The 21,653-nt window shown below is 69.6% G+C and carries 22 protein-coding genes, 1 tRNA gene and 1 pseudogene; 20 read left to right on the forward strand and 4 right to left on the reverse strand.

The annotated features are described in order from the left end of the window. Positions 1 to 95 precede the first annotated feature (95 nt). The 3 genes from BN1701_RS26935 to BN1701_RS26945 are packed head-to-tail and all read right to left on the reverse strand — an operon-like array spanning position 96 to position 4,235. Positions 96 to 1,907 carry a glycosyltransferase gene (locus tag BN1701_RS26935; RefSeq protein WP_231949717.1) on the reverse strand — a complete coding sequence of 604 codons (1,812 nt, stop codon included), beginning with the start codon at positions 1,905 to 1,907 and terminating at the stop codon, positions 96 to 98. Next, positions 1,904 to 2,320 (reverse strand): hypothetical protein, encoded by a 417-nt coding sequence (locus BN1701_RS26940; RefSeq protein WP_054053408.1) that lies wholly within the window; start codon positions 2,318 to 2,320, stop codon positions 1,904 to 1,906. Before BN1701_RS26940 ends, BN1701_RS26935 begins: the two co-directional genes overlap by 4 nt. After that, the gene (locus tag BN1701_RS26945; protein ID WP_231949718.1) at positions 2,310 to 4,235 is read right to left on the reverse strand and encodes a glycosyltransferase family 4 protein; all 1,926 of its coding nucleotides are present in this window, start codon (positions 4,233 to 4,235) and stop codon (positions 2,310 to 2,312) included. Before BN1701_RS26945 ends, BN1701_RS26940 begins: the two co-directional genes overlap by 11 nt. 156 nt (positions 4,236 to 4,391) lie before the next feature. Here BN1701_RS26945 and msrA point away from each other — a divergent pair, with 156 nt between their 5' ends. The 10 genes and pseudogenes from msrA (at position 4,392) to BN1701_RS26980 (ending at position 10,825) form a co-directional block, all read left to right on the forward strand. Next, positions 4,392 to 5,051 (forward strand): peptide-methionine (S)-S-oxide reductase MsrA, encoded by a 660-nt coding sequence (msrA, locus tag BN1701_RS26950; RefSeq protein ID WP_054053411.1) that lies wholly within the window; start codon positions 4,392 to 4,394, stop codon positions 5,049 to 5,051. 44 nt (positions 5,052 to 5,095) lie between these two features. Continuing rightward, positions 5,096 to 5,689 carry a hypothetical protein gene (locus tag BN1701_RS36035; protein WP_157368244.1) on the forward strand — a complete coding sequence of 198 codons (594 nt, stop codon included), beginning with the start codon at positions 5,096 to 5,098 and terminating at the stop codon, positions 5,687 to 5,689. 11 nt (positions 5,690 to 5,700) lie between these two features. Then, positions 5,701 to 5,895, forward strand: a complete 195-nt coding sequence (locus BN1701_RS26955) for a hypothetical protein (RefSeq protein WP_054053412.1) — start codon at positions 5,701 to 5,703, stop codon at positions 5,893 to 5,895. A 35-nt stretch (positions 5,896 to 5,930) separates the two neighbouring features. After that, a pseudogene (locus BN1701_RS37590) lies at positions 5,931 to 6,026 on the forward strand (peptide-methionine (S)-S-oxide reductase); the annotation flags it as partial. 224 nt (positions 6,027 to 6,250) lie between these two features. Beyond that, positions 6,251 to 6,550 (forward strand): helix-turn-helix transcriptional regulator, encoded by a 300-nt coding sequence (locus BN1701_RS34705; protein WP_082860072.1) that lies wholly within the window; start codon positions 6,251 to 6,253, stop codon positions 6,548 to 6,550. A 53-nt stretch (positions 6,551 to 6,603) separates the two neighbouring features. Continuing rightward, the gene (locus BN1701_RS26960; RefSeq protein ID WP_197672144.1) at positions 6,604 to 6,963 is read left to right on the forward strand and encodes a hypothetical protein; all 360 of its coding nucleotides are present in this window, start codon (positions 6,604 to 6,606) and stop codon (positions 6,961 to 6,963) included. Between the two features lie 3 nt (positions 6,964 to 6,966). After that, positions 6,967 to 7,488, forward strand: a complete 522-nt coding sequence (locus BN1701_RS26965) for a type II toxin-antitoxin system RelE/ParE family toxin (RefSeq protein ID WP_054053414.1) — start codon at positions 6,967 to 6,969, stop codon at positions 7,486 to 7,488. 74 nt (positions 7,489 to 7,562) lie between these two features. Continuing rightward, complete coding sequence (locus tag BN1701_RS26970) at positions 7,563 to 8,948, forward strand: DUF2252 domain-containing protein (protein ID WP_054056157.1); 1,386 nt, start codon at positions 7,563 to 7,565, stop codon at positions 8,946 to 8,948. Next, complete coding sequence (locus BN1701_RS26975; protein WP_197672145.1) at positions 8,941 to 10,482, forward strand: methyltransferase; 1,542 nt, start codon at positions 8,941 to 8,943, stop codon at positions 10,480 to 10,482. The genes BN1701_RS26970 and BN1701_RS26975 overlap by 8 nt, the downstream gene beginning before the upstream one ends. A 43-nt stretch (positions 10,483 to 10,525) precedes the next feature. Continuing rightward, positions 10,526 to 10,825 carry a YiaA/YiaB family inner membrane protein gene (locus BN1701_RS26980; protein WP_054053417.1) on the forward strand — a complete coding sequence of 100 codons (300 nt, stop codon included), beginning with the start codon at positions 10,526 to 10,528 and terminating at the stop codon, positions 10,823 to 10,825. Between the two features lie 47 nt (positions 10,826 to 10,872). Here the strand turns inward: BN1701_RS26980 and BN1701_RS26985 are convergent. After that, positions 10,873 to 10,945 (reverse strand) — tRNA-Gly (locus BN1701_RS26985). A gap of 228 nt (positions 10,946 to 11,173) precedes the next feature. Here BN1701_RS26985 and BN1701_RS36945 point away from each other — a divergent pair. The 10 genes from BN1701_RS36945 (at position 11,174) to BN1701_RS27035 (ending at position 21,636) form a co-directional block, all read left to right on the forward strand. Further along, complete coding sequence (locus tag BN1701_RS36945) at positions 11,174 to 12,769, forward strand: sigma-70 family RNA polymerase sigma factor (protein WP_054053418.1); 1,596 nt, start codon at positions 11,174 to 11,176, stop codon at positions 12,767 to 12,769. A 151-nt stretch (positions 12,770 to 12,920) separates the two neighbouring features. Continuing rightward, positions 12,921 to 13,358, forward strand: a complete 438-nt coding sequence (locus BN1701_RS26995; RefSeq protein WP_054053419.1) for a hypothetical protein — start codon at positions 12,921 to 12,923, stop codon at positions 13,356 to 13,358. A gap of 37 nt (positions 13,359 to 13,395) precedes the next feature. After that, positions 13,396 to 14,262 carry a DNA-formamidopyrimidine glycosylase family protein gene (locus BN1701_RS27000; protein ID WP_054053420.1) on the forward strand — a complete coding sequence of 289 codons (867 nt, stop codon included), beginning with the start codon at positions 13,396 to 13,398 and terminating at the stop codon, positions 14,260 to 14,262. Between the two features lie 37 nt (positions 14,263 to 14,299). Further along, on the forward strand, positions 14,300 to 15,580 hold the full coding sequence (locus BN1701_RS27005) for a histidine kinase (RefSeq protein WP_054053421.1): 1,281 nt from the start codon (positions 14,300 to 14,302) through the stop codon (positions 15,578 to 15,580). 4 nt (positions 15,581 to 15,584) lie between these two features. Further along, positions 15,585 to 16,448: a S49 family peptidase gene (locus BN1701_RS27010; protein WP_054053423.1), complete on the forward strand. Its 864-nt coding sequence runs from the start codon at positions 15,585 to 15,587 to the stop codon at positions 16,446 to 16,448. A gap of 103 nt (positions 16,449 to 16,551) precedes the next feature. Next, positions 16,552 to 17,373 (forward strand): LytTR family DNA-binding domain-containing protein, encoded by an 822-nt coding sequence (locus BN1701_RS27015; RefSeq protein WP_054056158.1) that lies wholly within the window; start codon positions 16,552 to 16,554, stop codon positions 17,371 to 17,373. After that, the gene (locus BN1701_RS27020; protein WP_054053424.1) at positions 17,370 to 17,777 is read left to right on the forward strand and encodes a hypothetical protein; all 408 of its coding nucleotides are present in this window, start codon (positions 17,370 to 17,372) and stop codon (positions 17,775 to 17,777) included. The genes BN1701_RS27015 and BN1701_RS27020 overlap by 4 nt, the downstream gene beginning before the upstream one ends. Before the next feature lie 31 nt (positions 17,778 to 17,808). Next, positions 17,809 to 19,593 (forward strand): cation acetate symporter, encoded by a 1,785-nt coding sequence (locus BN1701_RS27025; protein WP_054053426.1) that lies wholly within the window; start codon positions 17,809 to 17,811, stop codon positions 19,591 to 19,593. Between the two features lie 133 nt (positions 19,594 to 19,726). Continuing rightward, on the forward strand, positions 19,727 to 20,053 hold the full coding sequence (locus tag BN1701_RS27030; protein WP_054053427.1) for a DUF485 domain-containing protein: 327 nt from the start codon (positions 19,727 to 19,729) through the stop codon (positions 20,051 to 20,053). Beyond that, positions 20,050 to 21,636, forward strand: a complete 1,587-nt coding sequence (locus tag BN1701_RS27035; RefSeq protein WP_054053428.1) for a cation acetate symporter — start codon at positions 20,050 to 20,052, stop codon at positions 21,634 to 21,636. Before BN1701_RS27030 ends, BN1701_RS27035 begins: the two co-directional genes overlap by 4 nt. Positions 21,637 to 21,653: the final 17 nt, after the last annotated feature.

The following is a 21,653-nucleotide window of genomic DNA, read 5'->3' on the forward strand; positions in this document are numbered from 1 at the left end:
CGCGAGCGCACGCACCGGAGCGTGGTTATTGTGCACGGCCGCCGTATCGGGGGTGCACGGCCGGTCAACTCGTGACGTACTCGACATCCCTCAGCTCAGGACGTGGTGTCGCGCAGCGAGCGCCACACCCGGCGCGGATCGTGGTCGACGGGCCGCGGCGCCGGGTCCGGGCGGGTTCGGCTGAGGAATATCTGCTGCACCAGCGCCGATCGGATGCCCTGGGCGGCGACCGACAGCCAGAACACGTGGTCCTCCAACCCGTCGAGCAGCGGATCGGTGGTCCAGCCGCCGAGTTGGTCGAGCGTCGAGCGGCGGACCAGGTAGCCGGAGCCGAGATACGGGATCGTCCGCAGCCTGCGCGACTCCGGCGGCAGCGCGCCGATCAGCCCGTCGACCGGGTCGGCGACCGGGGTGTGCACGACGTCGGCCGATTCCGTGGCCGCCCACATCCGTTCGAGCAAGGGCGCCGAGGCGCGGGTGCCGCTGTCGAGGACCAGCACCCACTCGGCGGTCGACCGCTCCAGCAGACCCGTGCGGCTCACCCCGCGGCCCAGTTGTGCCGCGTGGGTCAGGACATCGGCCGGACGCGGCCGGGCCAGCGGGACCACACCGTCCTCGCAGACCAGCACGCGCCGGGGCAGCGTGGTGCCTACGAGCAGGTCGCGGACGAGGTCGTCCGGGTCGACCTCGCCGGGAGCCCGGACGATCAGCACATCGACGTCGACGCGCGGCCGGTCGGCGAACACCTCGCCTGGCGTGGCGTCGATCCACTGCCGGTCCGCGCGCAGCCGCGCGGTGGCCGTCAGCTGGGCCAGCCGGTTCGCCGTGGAGGTCTCCGCGGGCGCCGCGGGGTTGTCGACCGTCCGGTCGCCCGCGAATCGCACATCCCAGCTCGGCGTGTCGATCGCCATCGCGCCCTCGGGCGACCGCAGCGCGCCCGCGAGGGCGCGGGCCGAGGCCACCGAGGTCGATGGGATCGCCGCGCGACTGTCCACAACGGACGACGCCAGCTCCATCAAGGTCTTGGCGGACCCGACCATGTCGAGCCGCTTGACGAACCGGTACGCCGCCATCCGCAGGTGCCGCTCGCGCTCGGGCTCCTCGGCCAGCGCGGCCACGACCGTGCCCAGCGAGCCCGGCCGAGCCAGCACCAGGTGTTCGCCTGGCACCAGCGGGTCGACCTCGGTCGACAGCTCGCTGACCACGACACAGCCGTTGCACATGGCCTCGATCGTGCGCACCCACTCCAGGGTCTGCTTGCGCTCGCGGTGCAGGTTCAGCACGAACCGGGACCGCGCGAGGTGCTCGTGCTTCGCCTTGCCCTGCAGGAAATCGACCCGATCGGCCGTCATCGGCTCGTGCGGCGGGGTCAGCAGTCGCGCGGTGAGGCCCGCGAGGTCGTGGGCGTAGGAGCCCAGCAGCACCGACCGGCGGCGCTCGGCGGTGCCGAGGTAGGTGACGTCGATGTCGCGCGGGCTGTCCGGGTCGCCGTGCCAGGCGTCCCAGAGCGGGCTGTAGCCGAGCTGGAAGCGTTCGACGGCGATCCCGCGCCTGGTCAGCTCCGCGGCGGAGACGTCGTTGATGTCGACCACCGCGGCCAGCGAGGTCGCCAGACCCGCGCTGCGCTCGAAGGTGTCGGTGCCGGGATGCTCGACGCAGAACCCGATCGTGCGCGCGCACAGCTCGGCGCTGGGGAACTGCGCGTCCGGGGTGACCACGAAGTACTCGTGCGGCACGACGACGTAGACGGTGTCCGGCTCGGGGTCCGGGTACTTGCCGACCGCGGTCCGCGCCCGTCCGCCCGCCCGCCGCACGGCGTCGGCGACGACCTCCAGCAGCTCGGCCATGAACGCCGAGCCGCCTTCGGCGGACACCATGCACAGGTCGGGGCCGGTGCCCCCGGTCACTGCTGGCCCATCTTGCGGCGGACCACGCGCAGCGGGGCGGTCACCCGCCAGCTGATGGTCTGCCGGGTCGCGGACAGCTCACGCGCGAGTTCGCCCGCGCGGTGCTCGGCGAGCATCGCCCGCTGCGCGTCGGTGGAGGCCTCCGCCTTGACCGCGTCGAGGTCGCCCATGCCGCCCGCGGCCAGCGCCAGCTCGGCGTCGAGCAGCCGCAGGCGCAGCGTGTCGCGCTCGGCCCGGCAGGCCGCCAGCTCCGCGCGCAGCAGGTCCCGTTCCCGTCGCACGACCGCGACATCGGACTCCAGGGCCTCGGCCCGAGCGGCCAGGACCCGAGGGTCGACAGGCTGGGCGTCCCTGGAGAGGGCGGGCCGCAGCCGGGTGGGCTCAGCGGAAAGACCCGCGAGGTTATCGGACAAGGTCGCCCCCTGTGGTCTCGCGCCCGCCCGCGGCGAGCTCGGTGAGAATGTCTGAGTACTCGCGGGCGTAGCCCGCCGGATCGAGCCAGCCTGCCAGCTTGGCGTGCGCGGCCCTGGCCATCTCCCGCCTGCGGGCGGCCGTGGTGTCCAGCGCGCGCAGCAGCGTCGCGGTCAGCGCGTCGACGTCATTGGTCTCATAGAGCCAGCCAGTCTCGCCGTCGACGATCATCTCCCGGGCGCCGAACACGTCGGTCGCGGCGACCGGAATGCCGCAGCACACCGCCTCCAGGATCGACCGCGGCAGCGACTCGATGTCGGAGCTGTTGACGAAGATGTCCGCCGAGTACAGCCACGGCGTCGGGTCACGCTGGACGGGGACCAGACGCACCGACTCACGCATGTCCGCGCGCCGGACTGTGTCCTCCAGCGCCAGCCCATACGGCGACGGGTGCAGGCCCACGATGCTCAGCCGCGCGTTCGGGTGGCGCTCACGGATCCGTTCCATCGCGCTGATCAGCGGGCCCTGGCCCTTGCGGGACTCGGCGACACCGACGTTCACCAGCACGATGTCGTCGTCGCCGAAGCCGAGCGAGTTGCGGGCCTGCCTGCGCACCTCCGCGCGCGTGCGGCCGCCGAGCTTCCACATCGGCGTCCCGTAGCGCACCGTCCGGCAGCGTTCCGGCTTGCTGTAGGGCAGGAACATCTCCCGCGTCGCGTCCGCGACGAACAGCAGCATGTCCGTCTCGGCCAGCGTGCTTTCCCACCTGTTCCACACCGCGGGCGGCGGGCTGGTCGGGCCCCAGTTCTGGTAGGCGAAGTCGGGCAGCGTGAAGCTCTCATGGATGACCCACGCGGTGGGCAGCCCCGACCGCTTGGCCGCGTCGGCCGCGACGAAGCCGCCCAGCGTGTTGATCAGCGCCACCCCGGCGCCGGAGCATTTGGCGAACCGCGCCAGCTCGGCGACGTGCCCCTCGTAGTAGGGCACGGTCGAGTGCCGGTAGTGGGTGGTGATGTGGACCGGGATGCCGAGTTCGGCGCAGTCGGCCCGCAGCGGGCCGTCGGTCTCGCTGACCAGGCTCGCCTGCCAGCCGTGGTCCTTGACCATGCCTTCCAGCAGGGCCTGCAGCCAGAGCTGGCCGCCGCCGAGACCGAGGCTGTGGGTGTAGACGAGGACGTGCTTCGGGTCGGTGATGGCCCGCACCCGCGTCATGGCCTTGGCAGTCTCGGCGGCCAGTTCGTCGGCGAGCTCGGCCTCCTGCGGGTCCGCCTCGGGGTTGCGCAGGACGAAGGTCCGGCTGGGCGAGAGGTATTCGCCCTGCCCCTCGGTCCGGTACCGCACGCGCAGCGACAGCGTCCGTTCCTCGCCGGGGGCGAGGTCAACCGGCACCCTGGCCTCGAACCCGCTGATCGAGGCGTCGTCGAACGCGGGGAACTCCTTGGGCACGTCCTTGCGCGGCAGCCGGGTCCTGGCCCGGACCGTGCCGCCGCCCTCGACCATGACCTCGATCAGACTCGGCGCGCGGCTGTTCAGCATCGCCCACCCGCACACGAAGACGACGTGGCCTGGGGCGACCTTGTCGGCCTTGGGCGACTCCAGCTCGCCGAGCCAGAGGGGATCGGCGCCCGGTTCGGTGCCCACCTCGATCGCGCACTGCGACAGCGCGATCGTGCGGTCCGGCCCGTAGACGACGATCAGGTGCCTGCCGTGCGGCACCAAGGTCCCCGGCCGCGCCCGCCACTGCAGCGCGCCCTCCGGTGCGCCGGGACAGTCGGCGGGGTGCAGGTCGGCCTCGATGGCGCCGATCTCGACGGTCACCTCGTCGAGGCTGGTCACGCCGGTCGTCCAGCCCGCCACCTCGAACATATGGGACACCAGCCGGTCCGGGGCGAGCACACCCGCGGTGTGGACCGTCATCATCGTGTAGATACCTCAGTTCTTCCCCGCAGAGTCCGTCAGCACGGTACTCGGCGGGCCGGGAGGCCGTGGCGAGACAGTCGATTTGTTACCGGTGCCTTGCGGTGCTTTCCCCAGCCGGGGGCGTCCCACTGGTTGTCGCCGTACAGTCGGGGCATGGCGCTCTTCGGACGAGACAAGAGTCGGATGGTCACCCCGGATGGGTCTCTCCCCGGCAGGCCCGAGCCGATAGTCGCGCCGCTGGGCCACGCGGTGCTCGACGGCCACCCTCTGACGCCGCCGTTCCCCGACGGTGTCCGCACGGCCGTGTTCGCGATGGGCTGCTTCTGGGGCGCCGAGCGCACGTTCTGGCGGTTGCCCGGGGTGTATTCGACCGCCGTCGGCTACACGGCCGGGTACACGCCGAACCCGACGTACGAGGAGGTGTGTTCCGGTCGGACCGGGCACACCGAGGCCGTCCTGGTCGCCTACGACCCGGCGGTGGCGGGCTTCGAGGCGCTGCTCAAGGTGTTCTGGGAGGGCCACGACCCGACGCAGGGCATGCGGCAGGGCAACGACCTCGGCACCCAATACCGCTCCGGCGCCTACTACGCCGACGACGCGCAGAAGGCCGCCATCGAGGAGAGCGTGGCGGGCTACCAGCGCGAACTCGACCGCGCGGGGCTTGGGGTGATCACCACGGAGGTCGCGCTCGCTGGGCCGTTCTACTACGCCGAGGACTACCACCAGCAATATTTGGAAAAAGTTCCAAACGGCTACTGCGGTCTGGGCGGTACCGGTGTTTCCTGCCCGGTGGGCTTGGCATTGGACGAATAGCTCCCGCCACGAGGAGCGCAGCAGTGGTCACGTAGAGTGTTCGTGTGAGTTCGGCAGCACTTTCCCAGTGGCGTGTACATAGGGCGTCCAGGCTCGAACGTCTGCTGAATGCGCACGTCGCGGTTGGAGGCTCGGCGGCAGGGCGGCGCTGGGCGACTCAGGAGTTGAACCACGCCATCCTGCTCCGCCTCGCGAGCGAGTTCCAGGGCTTCTGCCGCGACCTCCACGACGAAGCCGTACTAGCACTTGTCGCTGCAGTCGCTCCGAGTAACACCCAAGTCCGGCAGGTACTCTCCGTTCCGTTTCGCGCCGCGCGTCGACTGGATAGAGGCAACGCAGAGCCGGGAGGCCTCGGCAATGACTTCGGCCTGTTGGGGATGACTTTGTGGCCGGACCTGAAGTCGAGGTATCCAGCCAAGGGTGACGAGTGGCGGCGAAGGCTTGAGCTGCTGAACGAAGCTCGCAACGGTGTCGCTCACGACGATGCGAGCAAGATCCTCAAAGTGCACGCTGCGGGTTGGCCCCTGACCCTGTCATCGATCAAGAAGTGGCGAACGACGCTGGACGGATTGGCCGGGGGCATGGACACTGTAACCAGCGAATACCTTCATCAACTACTAGGCGTGAGGCCATGGTGAGAGGAGGAGACATGCACGAGCTTCCGAGTCCAGGCGATCGAGTTCGGGTCCCGTTCGGCGTTCACACGCTCGAAGGCCGAGTGCTGCGCACCTCCGACTTTGGCGTTGGCCCCCTGGTGACGGTCGAGGTCGAGGTCGACGGAGCCGCGGAACCGATCCTGGCGACCTATGATCTCGACGCTGTCGAGGTAGCCGCTGCGGCGTGACTCCGCGTTGGGTTCTATGTGATTGCCCAAACTGCTACCACCAGCTGTTCTTGCACAAGGTCCCCAACGGCTACTGCGGGCTAGGCGGTACGGGCGTGAGCTGCCCTGTGGGACTTGGCACCGAGTCCTGAAGGAGCTGTAGGTCTCACGCAGGGTGACGCTTGTTCGACATTCTGCTGAATAGCGTAGTTGGTATGAACAGTTCGGGTGACCTACTGGATGGCGTCCGGCAGGCGGATCGTGCTGTTGACCGTGTTCCGCAAGACGCGCATGCGGGAGCAGCGAAAGGTGGATCGCGCGCGTCGAGCGCTGCAGCGACGTGTCGTACAGGCCCACACGCTGGAGGATGAGGAACATGTCCGATAAGCGGGACTGGTCGGAGCTTCGTGATCGACGTATGGCCGAGCCCGGAGCGGCTGAAGCCTACGAAGTGACGCGGTTGGCGTTCGAACTTGGCAAGACTGTTCGCGAGTTGCGCGAAGGTCGAGGCTGGACACAGGTGCAGCTTGCCGATGCGGCAAGCATGACCCAACCGGCAATCGCGCGATTCGAAGCAGGCGGGACGATGCCCACACTTCCGGTACTGGAGCGATTGGCCCACGCGTTGGGAGCAGAGTTGGTCGTTCGGTTGGCGCTGCCGTCGTCTGCTGCATGACGTGGTACTTGCACCCAATGGCTGCCGCGGCGTGACGTGCCCGATTGGCCTTGATGCGGCGGCTGCCGACGATTGACCAACTGTATAGATTTCTGTACAGTTTTGCCATGGTCACTTTGAAGGATGCCCGTGAACTCAGCGTCACGGACGCGACGAAGCGCGGTGTCGCGGGTCTCGTCGCCGACGCGGAGGGTGGCACCGACCTTGTGGTGACCCGGCGTCAGCATCCGGTCGCGGCCGTTGTGGGAATTCGTCGGCTCGCTGAACTTGAGGAGGCCGCCGCCGACCTTCGGGACTTGGCGCTGGTTCTCTCGCGTGCGGTGACCGACACCGGGCGGCGCACGTCGCTTGACGAGGTTATCGCCGCCTTCGGTCACACCCGCGAGTCGCTCGCCGCGATCGACGACGAGTAGTAGATGACGGAGGTTGTCTTCACCGACGCGGCCATCGACGACCTGCGTCGCTTGGGGCGCGATGTTGTGCCGAAGGTTCTCAAGAAGGTGTTGATCCTGCTCGATGATCCGGAAGCGGGGCATCCGCTCGGTGGGCAACTGACCGGCTTCCGAAAATTGGTGGTCGGGCGAAACCACTGGCGAGTCGTCTATCGAGTCACGGAATCAGGTTCCGTCGAGATCTGCGAGGTCTGGTGTGTTGGCGCCAGGTCGGATTCCGAGGTGTACGGAGAGGCGTCGTCCAGGGTCGCGGCCGCGGTGGGACGAAACCCTGAGGTGCGGCGACTCGCGGCTGTGATCGAGCGGCTCGGTCGGTTGGCCGGTGATGTTGTCGTTGAAGAAGCGCCGCGCGGTGATCCCGTTCCTGATTGGCTCGCTGAACGACTTATCCATACCGCGGGAATCCAGCCCGAGAAGGTCGCTTCACTCGATCTCGAACAGGCTGTTGATCTTTGGACAGCGTTCACCACCGGACAGCGCTCGTGATCGGCCTGGGTGTTCGGCCGGAGTAGCGTGGGAAATCGCTCCGATTGGTCGTCGCGTGGCGCATGATGGCGCGCATGGGTGAGAGAGCTCGGGCGCGGGTCGCTGATGCGTTGGGGACGTGGGTGGAGCCGGCGCAGGTTCGCGCTGAGGGGCGTGCGCTTCGGGCTGTCGTCGGGCACGGGGCGCATCGGCGGATGGCGCTGGGGGCGGAGCGGCCGTCGATCGTGGAGTTCGTCCGGGCGTCCAATGCCGGGCGGGTGCCTGATCTGGTGCCGTTGCGGGTGGGGCGGATGCTGGCTTCGCCGTTCGCGTTCTTTCGGGGCAGTGCCGGGCTGATGGCGGGGGATCTCGCCGCCGCGCCGTCGACCGGGGTGCACGCGCAGCTGTGCGGTGACGCGCACGCCGCCAACTTCGGGCTCTACGGGACGCCCGATGGGCAGATCGTCATGGACATCAACGACTTCGACGAGACGCTGCCCGGGCCGTGGGAATGGGATCTGAAGCGGCTGGCGACGAGCCTGGTCTTGGCGGGCCGCGAGGGCGCGGTGTCGGCGAAGGGGTGTCGCGACGCCGCCGAGGATGTCGTGCGGTCCTATCGCAAGACCATCGATCACCTGGCTGAGCAGCCGTTCCTCGACTCGTGGACCGCGCTGGGCGACGAGTCCGTGCTGAGCAAGGTGCGGGCCGAGGAACTGTTCGACGACTTCGCCAAGGCGGCCAAGAAGGCGCGGAAGAACACCAGTGCCAGGGTCGCGGCGCGGTGGACGAGCAGGGGCGACGACCAGCGGTGGCGGTTCGTCGTGGACCCGCCGGTGTTGACCGCGGTCGACGACGAGGTGGCCGACGCGGTGGTGGGGGCGCTGCCCGAGTACGTCGACACGCTGCGGGAGTCGCGGCGGAACCTGATCATGCGCTACGGGGTGTCCGATGTGGCCTTCCGCGTGGTCGGGACCGGGAGCGTGGGCCTGCGCAACTACCTGGCGCTGCTGCACGGCAATGGCGACGAGGCGCTGATCCTGCAGGTCAAGGAGGCGCGGCCGTCGGCGCTGGCCGAGCACCTTGGGGTCGGGGCGGCCAAGCACGAGGGCAAGCGGATCGTGCACGGGGCGCGGCTGGTGCAGGCCGAGACCGACATCCTGCTCGGCTGGACGACCGTCCAGGGCCGCGACTACATCGTCCGCCAGTTCCGCAACCGCAAGGGCGAGATCGACGCGACCACGCTCGACCGCGACCACCTCGACGACTACGGCAGGCTCGCGGGGGCGCTGCTGGCCCGCGCGCACACCCGGTCGGTCGACCCGCGGCTGCTCTCCGGGTACTGCGAGGGCGGCGACCTGGACGAGGCGTTCGCCGACTACGCCATCGCCTACGCCGACCAGACCGCGGCCGACCACGCCGAGTTGGTGGCCGCGGTCGAGGCCGGGCTGCTGCCCGCGCTGATCGAGCAGCCTGTTGGCTGACCGCCGCAAGCGGCTCGGCGCGCACTACACCCCGGTCGCGCTGGCCGGGTTCGTCGCCGAGCGGGTGGTCGAGCTGCTCGGTGACGCGCCGCCGCGGGTGCTCGACCCGGCGTGTGGGGACGGGGAACTGCTGGCGGCGGTGGCCAAGCTGCGGCCGGACGCCGAACTCGTGGGCTACGACCTCGACCCGGACGCGGTGGTGGCGGCCCGGGCGCGGCTGCCGGAGGCGGTCATCGAGCGGCGCGACTTCACCGACGACGCGCCGACCGGCGGCCGGTTCGACGCGGTGATCACCAACCCGCCGTATGTGCGGACCCAGGTGCTCGGCTCGGCCGCGGCCCCGCTCGCGGCGCGGTTCGGGCTCAGTGGGCGGATCGACCTGACCCACCCGTTCGTGGCCATGGTGCCGCGGCTGCTGGTCGACGGCGGCGTGCTCGGCCTGATCTGCTCCAACCGTTTCCTTACGACCAAGGCGGGCGCCAACGTCAGGGAGCGGCTCGCCGCGGACTTCGCCGTGCGCGAGGTGTTCGATCTTGGTGACACGAAGCTGTTCGAGGCCGCCGTCCTGCCCGCGGTCGTGGTTGCGGTCAAGGGAGCCGAGACCGGCGCCGCGCGGTTCGCCAGCGCTTACGAGTTCGAGGTCCCCGCCGAGGAGGGGGATCTGTTCGCCGCGCTCATGGGGCAGACGGGGACCGCGATCAGCTTCGGCGGGCGCTCGTTCCGGGTCGACGTCGGGACGCTGGTCGGCGGCCAGACCTGGCGGCTGAGCACCCCGGACCGCGAGCGCAGGCTCAACCGGATCGCCGAGCGGACCTGGCGCACGCTGGGCGAGCTCGCCAGGGTCCGGGTCGGCATCAAGACCACCGCCGACCCGGTGTTCATCCGGGCCGACTGGGCCGACGTCGAGCCCGACTTGCTGCGCCCGCTGCTCACCCACGAGGACATCAGCGCGTGGGCGCCGCCGCGCGCGCCGCGCCTGCGCGTGCTCTATCCCTACCTGGACCGGCCGACCCGCCAGGTGGTCCGGCTCGACGACTACCCGCGTGCCGCGGCCTACCTGAGCGGACACCGCGACCGCCTCGCGGCCAGGCGCTACCTGGTCGAGGCTGGCCGGGAGTGGTTCGAGATCTGGGTGCCGCAGCGGCCCGCGGCGTGGCGGGCGCCGAAGATCGTCTTCCCGGACATCAGCCCAGAACCCCGCTTCACCATCGACCGGGGCGGGTCGGTGGTCAACGGCGACTGCTACTGGATCAGCGTCCCCGAACTGGGCGAAGACCTCGCCCACCTGGTCCTCGGTGTGGCGAACTCGCCCTTCGGCGCCCGGTTCTACGACGAGGTCTGCGGCAACCGGCTCTACGCGGGCAGGCGGCGCTGGATCACTCAGTACGTCGCCCGGCTGCCCCTGCCCGATCCGTCGACCGCGGCATCCCGGCTGGTCATCGACCTCGCGCGGCGACTCACCCAGGTCCAGGACCCGACTCTGCTGGCCGAACTGGCGGCGGCCGTCCCCGCCGCGTTCGGCGAAGTCGAGTAGATATACGCATGTCCCTGGAATTGGCCTGGCGCACAGTGATGCCATGACATCCGACGGCAAGACCCCGAGCCCTCAGACCACGTCCGCGTTCTACGCCCAGGCCGCGATCTCGTTCGCGATCGCCTTAGTAGCCCTTACCGTGGGCATCGTCGTTCTCCCCGTCGACCCGTGGGTGCGGGCCTTCCTGTCTATCGGCGCGCTCTACACCGTGACCTCGGCGTTCACCCTCGCCAAGGTCATCCGGGACCGCCAGGAGCTGACCAATGTCGCCAGCCGGATCGACCGCGCGCGCATGGAGAAGCTGCTCGTCGAGCACGACCCGTTCCGGCCGGGCGCCCTGTGAGTACGGCAAGAGACCCGCATCCAGAGTGGATGCGGGCCTCTTGGGAGAGCGGACGACGAGATTCGAACTCGCGACCCTCACCTTGGCAAGGTGATGCGCTACCAGCTGCGCTACGTCCGCGTGGTGCGGCGCCAACTATAACGGATCTGTCAGGGTCTGTTCACCGGGCCCCGCTTGCTGCGTTCCACCGTGCGGAGAGTGAGCATTCAGCGGCTTTCGTTCACCCATTCGGCCGTCGCCAATGGTCGGGTCTCCATTAACGTTATTCACGTTTATCCACCGTAGCGGGATGGCGTGTGGCATCTTGGACGTCATTGTCACGGCGGCCAGGAGGAGGTACCAGGCCGGATGACCGATGCCCTGGACATCGACACGTCGCCGGACAACGCCGCCGCCGAGGACCTCGCGCTCCTGCTCAAACTCCGTAACGGTGAGGATGCCGCCTTCGGGGAACTTTTCTCCCGCCACAGCGACGCTGTGCGCAGACTGGCCCTCGGGCTGGCCGCCGACCGCGCCGAGGCCGACGACCTGACCGCCGAGGCGTTCTTCCGGGTCCTGCAGGCCATCCGCCGTGGGGCGGGGCCGGTCGACAACGTGCGGGGCTACCTGCTGATCGTCGCGCGCCGAGTGGCGTGGGAGTGGAACGGGCGCAGGCGCGATGTGCCGGTGTCCGACGAGGAGCTCAACCACCGGGTCGGCGCCGATCCCGACCGCAGCGGCCAGTCGACCGAGCGCAACCTGATCACCCGCGCGTTCACCAGCCTGCCCGAGCGCTGGCGCAGCGTGCTGTGGGAGGTCGAGGTCGAGGGCGCGCGTCCGGCCGTCGTCGCCGGGAACTTCGGGCTCAGCCCGAACGCCACCGCCGCGCTCGCCCGCCGGGCCCGGCAGGGTCTGCGTGCGGCCTACCTGCAGGCCCACCTGTCCATCGACCGCGGGTCGACCGGCTGCCGGTCGGTGCTGGAGAAGCTCGGCGCCTACACCGCGGGCACGATCAAGGGTGTGGAGCGGCGCAAGGTGCGCGTCCACATCGCCACCTGCGCCTCCTGCTCGGCGATGGTCGACGAACTCCAGGATGTCTGCTCCGGCCTGCGCGCGCACGCGGCGTTCCTCGCCGCCCCGGTCGCCGGGGTCGTGCTGTGGCAGCACATGGGCGTCGTCACGGCCACCGGCATCAAGGGTGTGCTCGCCAACGTCAAGATCCAGGCCGCGCTCGCGGCCACGTCGGCCGCCGCCGTCGGCGCGTTCGGCTACGCGATGGTGGCCATGGGCGGCTCGGCGACCACGGCCGCCTACGACGACTTCGACGCCAAGGTGCCCGAGGTCGTCATCACCGACGTCACCCGCAACACGCCGACGCCGACCGGGCGCGCGGCGGACCCGACCGCGAAGGCGCCCGACACGACGGCCAAGAAGAAGCCCGCCGAGCAGGTGCGCCCGCAGGGTCCGGCCACCCGCAGCGGCACCGTCGCGAACGCGGGCCTGGCGCCAGGGCGGGTGGCCGACCGGTCCGGGGCCCAGGCCACCGCGGCGCAGAGCGACGGCGTTGGCGCGTTCGCCGCGCCGCGCGTGCTGCCCGCCGAGTACGACGAGTCGCAGCCGGTGGTCTTCGAGAAGACCTCCTACGAGCGCAAATGGGCCATCTACGACCAGTACGACGTCGTCGAGGAGACCACCACCACGACCAGGGTCAACGCCGCCGACCAGACCACGGTGATCACGGAGACCACGCAGTACACCGTCTTCCACACGACGACGCCCGCGGGCGACTACAGGATCATGCTGTCGCCCACGCCGACCGCCGAGCCGTCGGAGAGTCCCGCGGCGACCATGCCCGCCGAGACCAAGCCGGTCGCGCCGACCGAGGAGCCCGCGCAGACCAAGCCCGCGCCGGCGCCAACGGAGTCCAAGCCCGCCGCGTCCCCGACGACGGTTGTTCCCAGCTGATCAGTTGATCATCCCTGGCGTGGGTGGAACACTCGGTGGAGTGAAGCTTGTGGGATCGATTCACCCGTAGGGTCCAGCGGCGAGGCGGTAACGTACCTCTCGGTGTAGTGACTGAATGCGGTGACCGGTTACCAACGCCGAAGGGCAGGAGATGACGCGTCAGGTTCGCGACGTGAACGGCAGGCTGTGGACCGTGCACGGCACCTTGGAGTGGCGCACCCCGGCCACTGAGGACGACTTCGAGCACGACGTGGCCGCGGGATACGTGCCCGGCATCGTGATGATCGTCCTGATCGTGACGCTCGGCATCGTGTTGATCTCGTGGATGCCCGGTGGGGTGGTCGTGCCCGCCTGGCTCGTGTTGTTGCTGGTGCTGGCGGTGTTGTTCTTCCCGGCTCGGTGGGCGTTGCGTCGGCCGTGGAAGCTCGTCGCCGAGACCGGTGACGACGGCGACGGCGAGCCGGTGGAGAAGTGGATCGGGACGGTCCGCGGGTACTTCACGGCGCGCGGTGAGATCGCCAAGATCGCCAAGTCGATCACGCAGGACACCCAGCCCAGCTATGAGGGTGTGTTGAAGCCGCTGTCTTAGGCATGACAGGGACGCTCCAAGCGGGAAGACTGGCGTCGTGCCGGAACTTCCCGAGGTCGAGGCGCTCGCCCATCACCTGCGCGAGCACGCTGTCGGCCGCACCGTCGCCCGCGTCGACGTCGCGTCCTTGAGCGTGCTCAAGACCGCCAGTCCGCCGTGGACGGCATTGCATGGTCGGGCGGTCACCGGGGCTGCCCGTTATGGCAAGTACCTGGACCTACAGGTCGACGGTCTGCACTTGGTGACCCACCTGGCTCGGGCAGGCTGGCTGCGGTGGGCGGACACGATGTCCGCCGCGCCGCCCAAGCCGACCGGCAAGGGGCCGCTGGCCTTGCGGGTGCACCTCGGGCCGCCGGGGCAGGGGCCGGGTTTCGACCTGACCGAGGCGGGCACCAAGAAGGGCCTTGCCGTGTGGATCGTCGATGATCCGCGGTCGATCGAGCAGATCGCCACCCTCGGGCCGGACGCCCTAGGGCTGACCAGGGATGAGTTCGGCGCTCTCCTCGGTGATCGCGGTGAGCGTCTCAAGACCGTGTTGACCAGTCAGCGGGTGATCGCGGGGATCGGCAACGCCTATTCCGACGAGATCATGCACGTGGCGAAGCTGTCGCCCTACGCGACTCCCGCTCGGCTTTCGCCCGACGCCGTCGATGATCTCTATTCGGCTATGCGCACCGTGCTGACCGACGCCGTCGACCGGTCCGTTGGGCAGGCCGCGGCTCGGCTCAAGGGGGAGAAGCGGTCGGGGTTGCGGGTGCACGCGCGGACCGGCCTGCCCTGCCCGGTCTGTGGGGACACGGTGCGTGAGGTGTCGTTCGCCGACAAGTCCTTTCAGTACTGCCCGACCTGCCAGACGGGTGGCAAGCCGCTCGCGGACCGAAGGCTGTCGAGGCTGCTCAAGTAGCCTTGCCACACCGTCGGCGGAAAGGGAGCATTGCCCGGTGGCCCAGTTGCTGACCGAACGCGCGTTCGTCGGCGTTCTCGCGACTCTGCTGGTGCTCGGGTTGTTCGTCGTGCTGTGCAGGCCCCGCAAGTCCGGATCGGTGCACGACGCCGTGCTCGACGCCGTTCAGCGCTTGTCGAAGGCGGCTCCCGAACTGCGCAACGGGCTCACCGAGCACGCCGCCGACGAGGCGACGACGAATCTGCGGCAGATGCTCAAGTGCGTGGCCATCGGCATCTCCGACGCCGAGGGCAGGCTGCTGTCGTGGGACGGTGACGCCAACGACCACTACGTCGACCTGGCCGAGTCGATCGTGGAGTCGGTGCAGCGCAGCCAGCGCGCCCACGTCCAGCACGAGAACCTCCAGTGCCGCCACCGCGGCAGCTGTCCCATGCGCACGGCGGTGATCGTGCCGCTGATCATCGATGGGCAGGTCGAGGGCGCGCTGATCGTGGTCGGCGGGGTCGACAGCAAACGCCTGATCCGCGCCGCCGACGAGGTGGCGACGTTCCTCTGCATCCAGTTGGAGCTGGCCAAGCTCGACGAGTCGAAGCAGCAGCTGGTGCGGGCGGAGATCCGGGCGCTGCGGGCGCAGATCTCGCCGCACTTCATCTACAACACGCTGAACACGATCTCCTCGCTGATCCGGACCGACCCGGAACAGGCCCGCGAGCTGCTGCAGGACTTCGCCGACTTCACCCGCTACTCGTTCCGGGCGTCGGGGCTGTTCGCGTCGCTGGCCGACGAGCTGAGCAACATCGACCGCTACCTGACCATCGAGTGCGCCCGCTACAAGGAGCGGCTCAACGTGCGCCTGCGGATCGCACCGGAGGTGCAGTCGGTGGTGGTGCCGTTCCTCGTCCTGCAGCCGCTGGTGGAGAACGCGGTGCGGCACGGGATCGCCAAGAAGCCCGGCGGCGGCACGGTCAGCGTGTTCGCCCACGACAACGGGTCCGAGGCGCTGATCATCATCGAGGACGACGGGGTCGGGATGGACGCCGACCGGCTCTTCGAGGACCTGCGCGACGCGCACAAGACCGGCTCGCACGTCGGGGTCGGCAACATCAACCAGCGGATGCGGCAGGTCTTCGGCGACGAGTACGCGCTGATGGTCGAGACCGCCCCCGGCGCGGGCATGAAGATCACGCTGCGGGTGCCGAAGTTCTTCCCCGGGGTCCGGCCGGACCTGCCGGACTTCAGCGACGACGAGGACGAGGAGTACGGCCCGCCCCGGGTGCCGCTGCCCGTCACCCCCGCCGGTCCTTCCGTCGTATCTTGAACCCATGAGCGTGACCGAGCGGCTTGCCGCCAAACTCCCGCGTATCGGCGACCGAGCGGATCGCGGCCCGGTGGTGGCCGTGGTCAAGCTGCACGGGGTGATCACGCCGACACCCACGCCGCTGGCCCGCGGCACGATCAACGTCGGCACCGTCGAATCGGCCCTGACCAGGGCCTTCGGCCACGACCGGCTGCGCGCGGTGGCGCTGGCGATCAACTCCCCCGGCGGGGCGCCGACTCAGTCGGCGCTGGTGGCCGAGCGGGTGCGCGAGCTGGCGGCGGAGAAGAAGGTCCCGGTGCTCGCCTTCTGCGAGGACGTGGCCGCGTCGGGCGGCTACTGGCTGGCCTGCGCCGCCGACGAGATCTACGCCCACAAGTCGTCGCTGGTGGGGTCGATCGGGGTGGTGACCGCCGGGTTCGGGCTGGCCGGGCTGCTGGAGCGCTTCGGCGTCGAGCGGCGCGTGCACACCGCGGGCACCCGCAAGGTCCGGCTCGACCCGTTCCAGCCGGAGAACCCCGAGGACGTGGCCTGGCTCAAGGGCCTGCAGGGGCAGCTGCACGACCAGTTCGTCGACTGGGTCCGCGAGCGGCGCGACGGCAAGCTGGTGGGCTCCGCGGAGGACCTGTTCTCCGGCGAGGTGTGGACCGGGGCCAAGGCGCTGGAACTGGGGCTCATCGACGGCGTGGGCACGCTGCGGTCGGTGGTGGCCGACCGGTTCCCGGACGCGGAGATCACGATCGCCGAGCCGAAACGGCCGCTGCTCGCCCGGCTGGGCGTCGCCTCGGCGGCGATGTCCACCCAGGATCGGGTACTCGCGGCGATGGAAGCGGTGGAGAACCGGGCCGTCTGGTCACGCTTTGGGCTGTAGATCGGCGATTGTCCTGACACTGAGTCACCAACAGTCACCCGGTGGGCTGGTCCTGGATTGACCTCGCGCTGACCATGGACACACCCCCGCGACGATGGGCAAGATGCTGCTCACAGTGAGTACCTCGAACAACACCCCTGGCCTCGTCGTCCTGGCCGTCGACGACGAGCACGAAGGTATGGCCATGCTGGAGGAGCGCCTCCAGGGCAACCGGCACGTGCGCCGCATCCTCAAGGCGTTCGACGCCACCGAGGCCCTGCAGGTGCTCGCCGGGGACGACCCGGAGCTGGCCGTGCGCAAGGACGCCGGGATGCCCGTGGTCGACGCCGTATTCGCCGACCTGGACATGCCCGGCCTCACCGGCATGGAGCTGGCCAAGCTCCTGGCGGGTTTCAAACCCGCCCCCGTGCTGGTCTTCGTCACCGCCCACAGCCACGAGGCGGTCGCCGCCTTCGAGCTGGGCGCGGTCGACTACCTCCTCAAACCCGCCCAGCAGCCGCGCATGGACAAGGCGATGGAACGGGTCCTCGCCAAGATCCACCTCAACGGCGCGGGCTCGCCAAGCGCGGTGCCCGAGTCCCGTGACGACGAGGTGATCCCGGTCGAGCTGGCGGGTACCACCAAGCTCGTCTCCCGCGCGGCCGTGCGCTGGGTCGAGGCCCAGGGCGACTATGCCCGCCTCTACACCTCCGACGGCTCCCACCTGGTGCGCATCCCGCTGGCGCAGTTGGAGGAGCGCTGGGAGAAGGCGGGCTTCGTGCGCATCCACCGGTCCTACCTGGTCCCGCTGTCACTGATCACCGAGCTGCGCATGGGCGGGTCGGGCTACTCGGTGGTGATCGGGCACGAGGAGAAGATCCTGCCGGTCAGCCGCAGGCACACCCGCGAACTCAAGGACCGACTCGTCCGCGGCGCCGGACCGTGAGCAAGCACGAGGCGACCGGCTCCGGCGGCGGCGCGGCCCCGACGCCGCGGCCCCGACGCAAGCGGGTCGTGCTCGCCGACGCGCGCGCGCCGGTCACCGTCCTGCGCACGGCGATCGAGCTCGAGGAGCAGACGAGCTGGGCCGAGGAGGTCGTGCGCGGCTTCATCCGCACCCAATTCCGCACCGCCGCCGCGCTGGCCGCGCTGGTGCTGCTGATCTTCGGCGCGCTGCCGCTGCTGTTCTTCCTGCTGCCCGACATGGCGCGGGTGACGCTGGCCGGGGTGGCGCTGCCGTGGGTGCTGCTGGGGATCCTGCCCTTCCCTCTGCTGTTCGGTATCGGGTATTGGTACAACGTGCTCGCGGAGCGACACGAGCGGGACTTCGTCGACATGGTCGAGAAGTAGCCGTTCCCATCACCTCAGAGACCGGTCGACTTTGGAACTGAACCCGTGGGCGGCGGCAGCGATCCTGCTGGTCGGCTTCGCCACGTTCTCCCTCGGGTATCGCAGTTCCCGGCAGGCCAACACCACGTCGGACTTCCTGGTCGCGCGCCGAACCGTGCGGTCGGGACGCAACGCGGCGGCGATCTCGGGTGAGTACCTGTCGGCGGCGTCGTTCCTCGGTGTCGCGGGCCTGGTCCTCAAGGACGGGGCCGACGCGCTCTGGTACCCGATCGGCTTCACCGCGGGCTACCTGCTGCTGATGATCTTCGTGGCGGCGCCGCTGCGTCGCTCGGGGGCCTACACGCTGCCGGACTTCTGCGAGGCCCGGCTCGGGTCGGCCGGGATGCGCAAGCTCGCGGCCGTGTTCGTGGTGTTCATCGGCGTGCTCTACCTGGTGCCGCAGCTGCAGGGCGCGGGACTGACGATCCGGCAGATCCTGCCCGCCGCGCCGGTCTGGGCAGGCTCGCTGCTGGTCACGCTGCTGGTGTTCGTCAACGTCTTTGGCGGCGGGATGCGGGCGATCACGATCGTGCAGGCGTTCCAGTACTGGCTCAAGCTGTTCGCCATCGCCGCGCCGACGTTCGTCATGGTCGCGTTGTTCATCGGCGACGGCGGGGCGCGCGGGGACGTCACCGGCCTGGCCGACGCGCTGCCGCCGCGGTTCACCTCCGACGCGGTGATCACCGTGGAGACGCCGGTCTTGCTCACCGTCGACGAGCCCGTGTCGCTCACGACGCAGGGCCGGGTCGACGGCGGGCCGGGCGGCAGCGTCTACTGGGGCGCCGGGCCGCACACCGTCGAGGCGGGCACGACCCTGTACTTCACCGAGGGGTCGGCCGTCCCGGTGGTCAGCGGGGCGCCGACGGACAACGCGAGCTGGCTGCGCCCGGTGACCGGCACCGGCGACCTGTTCACCACGTACTCGCTGATCGTTGCCTTGTTCCTGGGCACGATGGGCCTGCCGCACGTGCTGGTCCGCTTCTATACGAATCCAGACGGCCGCGCCGCGCGCCGCACCACGCTGCACGTGCTGTCACTACTCGGTTTGTTCTATCTGTTCCCGATACTCCTGGGCGCGCTGTCGCGGCTGTATGTGCCGGAGCTGCTGGTCACCGGCAAGACCGACGCCGCGGTGCTCGTGCTGCCGATGAAGGTCGCGCCCGGGCTGCTCGGCGAGATCCTGGGCGCGGTGACCGCCGCGGGCGCGTTCGCCGCGTTCCTGTCGACGTCGTCGGGGCTGGTGGTGAGCGTCGCCGGGGTGCTGTCGACGGATGTGTTCATCGGGCGGGTGCGCGATTTCCGGTTCGCCACGTTCCTGGCGGGCGTGGCGCCGTTCGTGATCGCGGTGCTGCTGCGGCCGTCGGACATCTCGCTGACCGTGGGCATGTCGTTCGCGCTGGCGGCGTCCACGTTCTGTCCGGTGCTGCTGCTGGGCATCTGGTGGCGCAAGATCACCTGGGTGGGCGCGGCGTCCGGCATGGTCCTCGGCGGCGGGCTGGTGATCATCGCACTGGTGACGAACATCGTCAGCGGCTATACCGGCGGCTGGGCGCCGTCGTTCTTCCAGCAGCCCGCGCTGGTCACCGTGCCCGCGGCGTTCCTGGCGGTGCTGATCATGAGCAAGGCGACGCAGAGCCGGATCCCGGCCGACGCGAACCGCATCCGGATGCGCATGCACGCCCCCGACCGGCTCGGCTTCATCCGCGACCGGGACATCGCCCGGTTCGGCGCGGCCGATGACAAGGCCCGACTGGCCAACGGACGTCATCGACGTTGAGTGAGACAACCACTCGAATGGGTGGTTAGAGAGTCACCCACCTAGGTAATAGGTTTGGGGAGTCCGCACTCAAACACACCTCCGCGTGGGAGTGTGTGCCCCGCTACGGAGTCGATCACGTACGGAGAGTCGCATGACCGCCAGTTCCGAGGACACCGACTGGGTTCAGGTCCAGGAGAGCGCCGACTTCGTCGAGCTCAAGCGCAGACTCCGGCGGTTCGTCTTCCCGATGACCCTGGCCTTCCTTGGCTGGTACCTGCTCTATGTCGTCCTCGCCGACTACGCGCACGGGTTCATGTCGACCAAGGTCTGGGGCAACATCAACGTGGGCCTGGTGCTCGGCCTGCTGCAGTTCGCCTCGACGTTCCTGATCACCTTCCTCTACGTCCGCCACGCGGGCCGGGAGCTGGACCCGTTGGCCACCGAGATCCGCGAGCGCCTGGAAGGTGACCGGCGATGAACTCCAACCCGCTGCTCAACCTGGCGATCTTCGGCGCGTTCGTGCTGGTCACCCTGGTGGTCGTGTTCCGCGCCAGCCGGACCACGCGCACCGCGTCGGACTACTACGCCGCGGGCCGCGCGTTCACCGGCCCGCAGAACGGCATCGCGATCTCGGGGGACTACCTGTCGGCGGCGTCGTTCCTGGGCATCGCGGGCGCCATCGCGCTCTACGGCTACGACGGCTTCCTCTACTCCATCGGCTTCCTGGTCGCCTGGCTGGTCGCGCTGCTGCTGGTGGCCGAGCTGCTGCGCAACACCGGCAAGTACACGATGGGCGACGTCCTGAGCTACCGGATGCGCCAGCGCCCGGTCCGCGCGGCGGCGGCCACCTCGACCCTGGCGGTCAGCTTCTTCTACCTGCTCGCGCAGATGGCGGGCGCGGGCGGGCTGGTCGCCCTGCTGCTGGGCATCACCGGCAAGGTCGGGCAGGCGCTGGTCATCGCCGTGGTCGGCGCGCTGATGATCCTGTACGTGCTGATCGGCGGGATGAAGGGGACCACCTGGGTCCAGATCATCAAAGCGGTGCTGTTGATCTCCGGCGCCGCGGTGATGACGGTGTGGGTGCTGGCCAAGTACGGCCTCAACCTGTCGACCCTGCTGGGCGCGGCGGTCGACAACAGCCCCAAGGCGGGCGAGAAGGTGCTCGGCCCCGGCCTGCAGTACGGCGCGACCGGGATCAGCAGGCTCGACTTCCTCTCGCTGGCGATCGCTCTCGTGCTGGGCACCGCCGGTCTGCCGCACATCCTGATGCGCTTCTACACGGTGCCCTCGGCCAAAGAGGCCCGCCGCTCGGTGGTTTGGGCGATCGTCCTGATCGGCGTGTTCTACCTGTTCACCCTGGTCCTGGGCTACGGCGCCGCCGCCCTGGTCGGCCCGGACAAGATCAGCGCCGCGCCGGGCAAGGTCAACTCCGCGGCCCCGCTGCTGGCCGAGGCGCTGGGCGGACCCATCCTGCTGGGCTTCATCGCCGCGGTCGCCTTCGCCACCATCCTCGCCGTGGTCGCGGGCCTGACGATCACCGCGTCGGCCTCCTTCGCCCACGACATCTACGCCAACGTGATCAAACGCGGCGAGGCCGACGACAAGGACCAGGAGGTCCGCGTCGCCCGGATCACCGCGGTGGTGATCGGCGCGGTGGCCATCGTCGGCGGCATCGTCGCCAACGGGCAGAACATCGCCTTCCTCGTGGCACTGGCGTTCGCGGTGGCCGCGTCGGCGAACCTGCCGACCATCCTCTACTCGCTGTTCTGGCGCCGCTTCAACACCGCGGGCGCCCTGTGGAGCATCTACGGCGGCCTCGGCGTGTGCGTGACGCTGATCGTCTTCTCGCCCGCGGTGTCGGGCAGGCCGACGTCGATGTTCCCGGCCGCCGACTTCGACTGGTTCCCGCTGGCCAACCCCGGTCTGGTGTCGATCCCGGTGTCGTTCCTGCTCGGCTGGCTGGGCACCGTCGTGTCCGGGGACCGCGACGACGCCAAGTTCGCCCAGATGGAGGTCCGGGCCCTGACCGGTGTCGACGCGGAGAAGGCGACCAGCCACTGACCCGTGCTTCACGGCAG

Source organism: Alloactinosynnema sp. L-07 (genome assembly GCF_900070365.1).
GTDB lineage: Bacteria > Actinomycetota > Actinomycetes > Mycobacteriales > Pseudonocardiaceae > Actinokineospora.

Bases quoted from the DNA above. Each gene is read 5' to 3' on its own strand.
- BN1701_RS26945 (WP_231949718.1), bottom strand. From the start codon at position 4,235: ATGACGGTCCACACCGCGGGTGTGCTCGCCCCGGACCGGCTGGTGTCC.
- msrA (WP_054053411.1), top strand. From the start codon at position 4,392: ATGGCGCTCTTCGGACGAGACAAGAGTCGGATGGTCACCCCGGATGGG.
- BN1701_RS26955 (WP_054053412.1), top strand. From the start codon at position 5,701: ATGCACGAGCTTCCGAGTCCAGGCGATCGAGTTCGGGTCCCGTTCGGC.
- BN1701_RS34705 (WP_082860072.1), top strand. From the start codon at position 6,251: ATGTCCGATAAGCGGGACTGGTCGGAGCTTCGTGATCGACGTATGGCC.
- BN1701_RS26960 (WP_197672144.1), top strand. From the start codon at position 6,604: ATGCGGCGGCTGCCGACGATTGACCAACTGTATAGATTTCTGTACAGT.
- BN1701_RS26965 (WP_054053414.1), top strand. From the start codon at position 6,967: ATGACGGAGGTTGTCTTCACCGACGCGGCCATCGACGACCTGCGTCGC.
- BN1701_RS26970 (WP_054056157.1), top strand. From the start codon at position 7,563: ATGGGTGAGAGAGCTCGGGCGCGGGTCGCTGATGCGTTGGGGACGTGG.
- BN1701_RS26980 (WP_054053417.1), top strand. From the start codon at position 10,526: ATGACATCCGACGGCAAGACCCCGAGCCCTCAGACCACGTCCGCGTTC.
- BN1701_RS36945 (WP_054053418.1), top strand. From the start codon at position 11,174: ATGACCGATGCCCTGGACATCGACACGTCGCCGGACAACGCCGCCGCC.
- BN1701_RS26995 (WP_054053419.1), top strand. From the start codon at position 12,921: ATGACGCGTCAGGTTCGCGACGTGAACGGCAGGCTGTGGACCGTGCAC.
- BN1701_RS27010 (WP_054053423.1), top strand. From the start codon at position 15,585: ATGAGCGTGACCGAGCGGCTTGCCGCCAAACTCCCGCGTATCGGCGAC.
- BN1701_RS27015 (WP_054056158.1), top strand. From the start codon at position 16,552: ATGCTGCTCACAGTGAGTACCTCGAACAACACCCCTGGCCTCGTCGTC.
- BN1701_RS27030 (WP_054053427.1), top strand. From the start codon at position 19,727: ATGACCGCCAGTTCCGAGGACACCGACTGGGTTCAGGTCCAGGAGAGC.
- BN1701_RS27035 (WP_054053428.1), top strand. From the start codon at position 20,050: ATGAACTCCAACCCGCTGCTCAACCTGGCGATCTTCGGCGCGTTCGTG.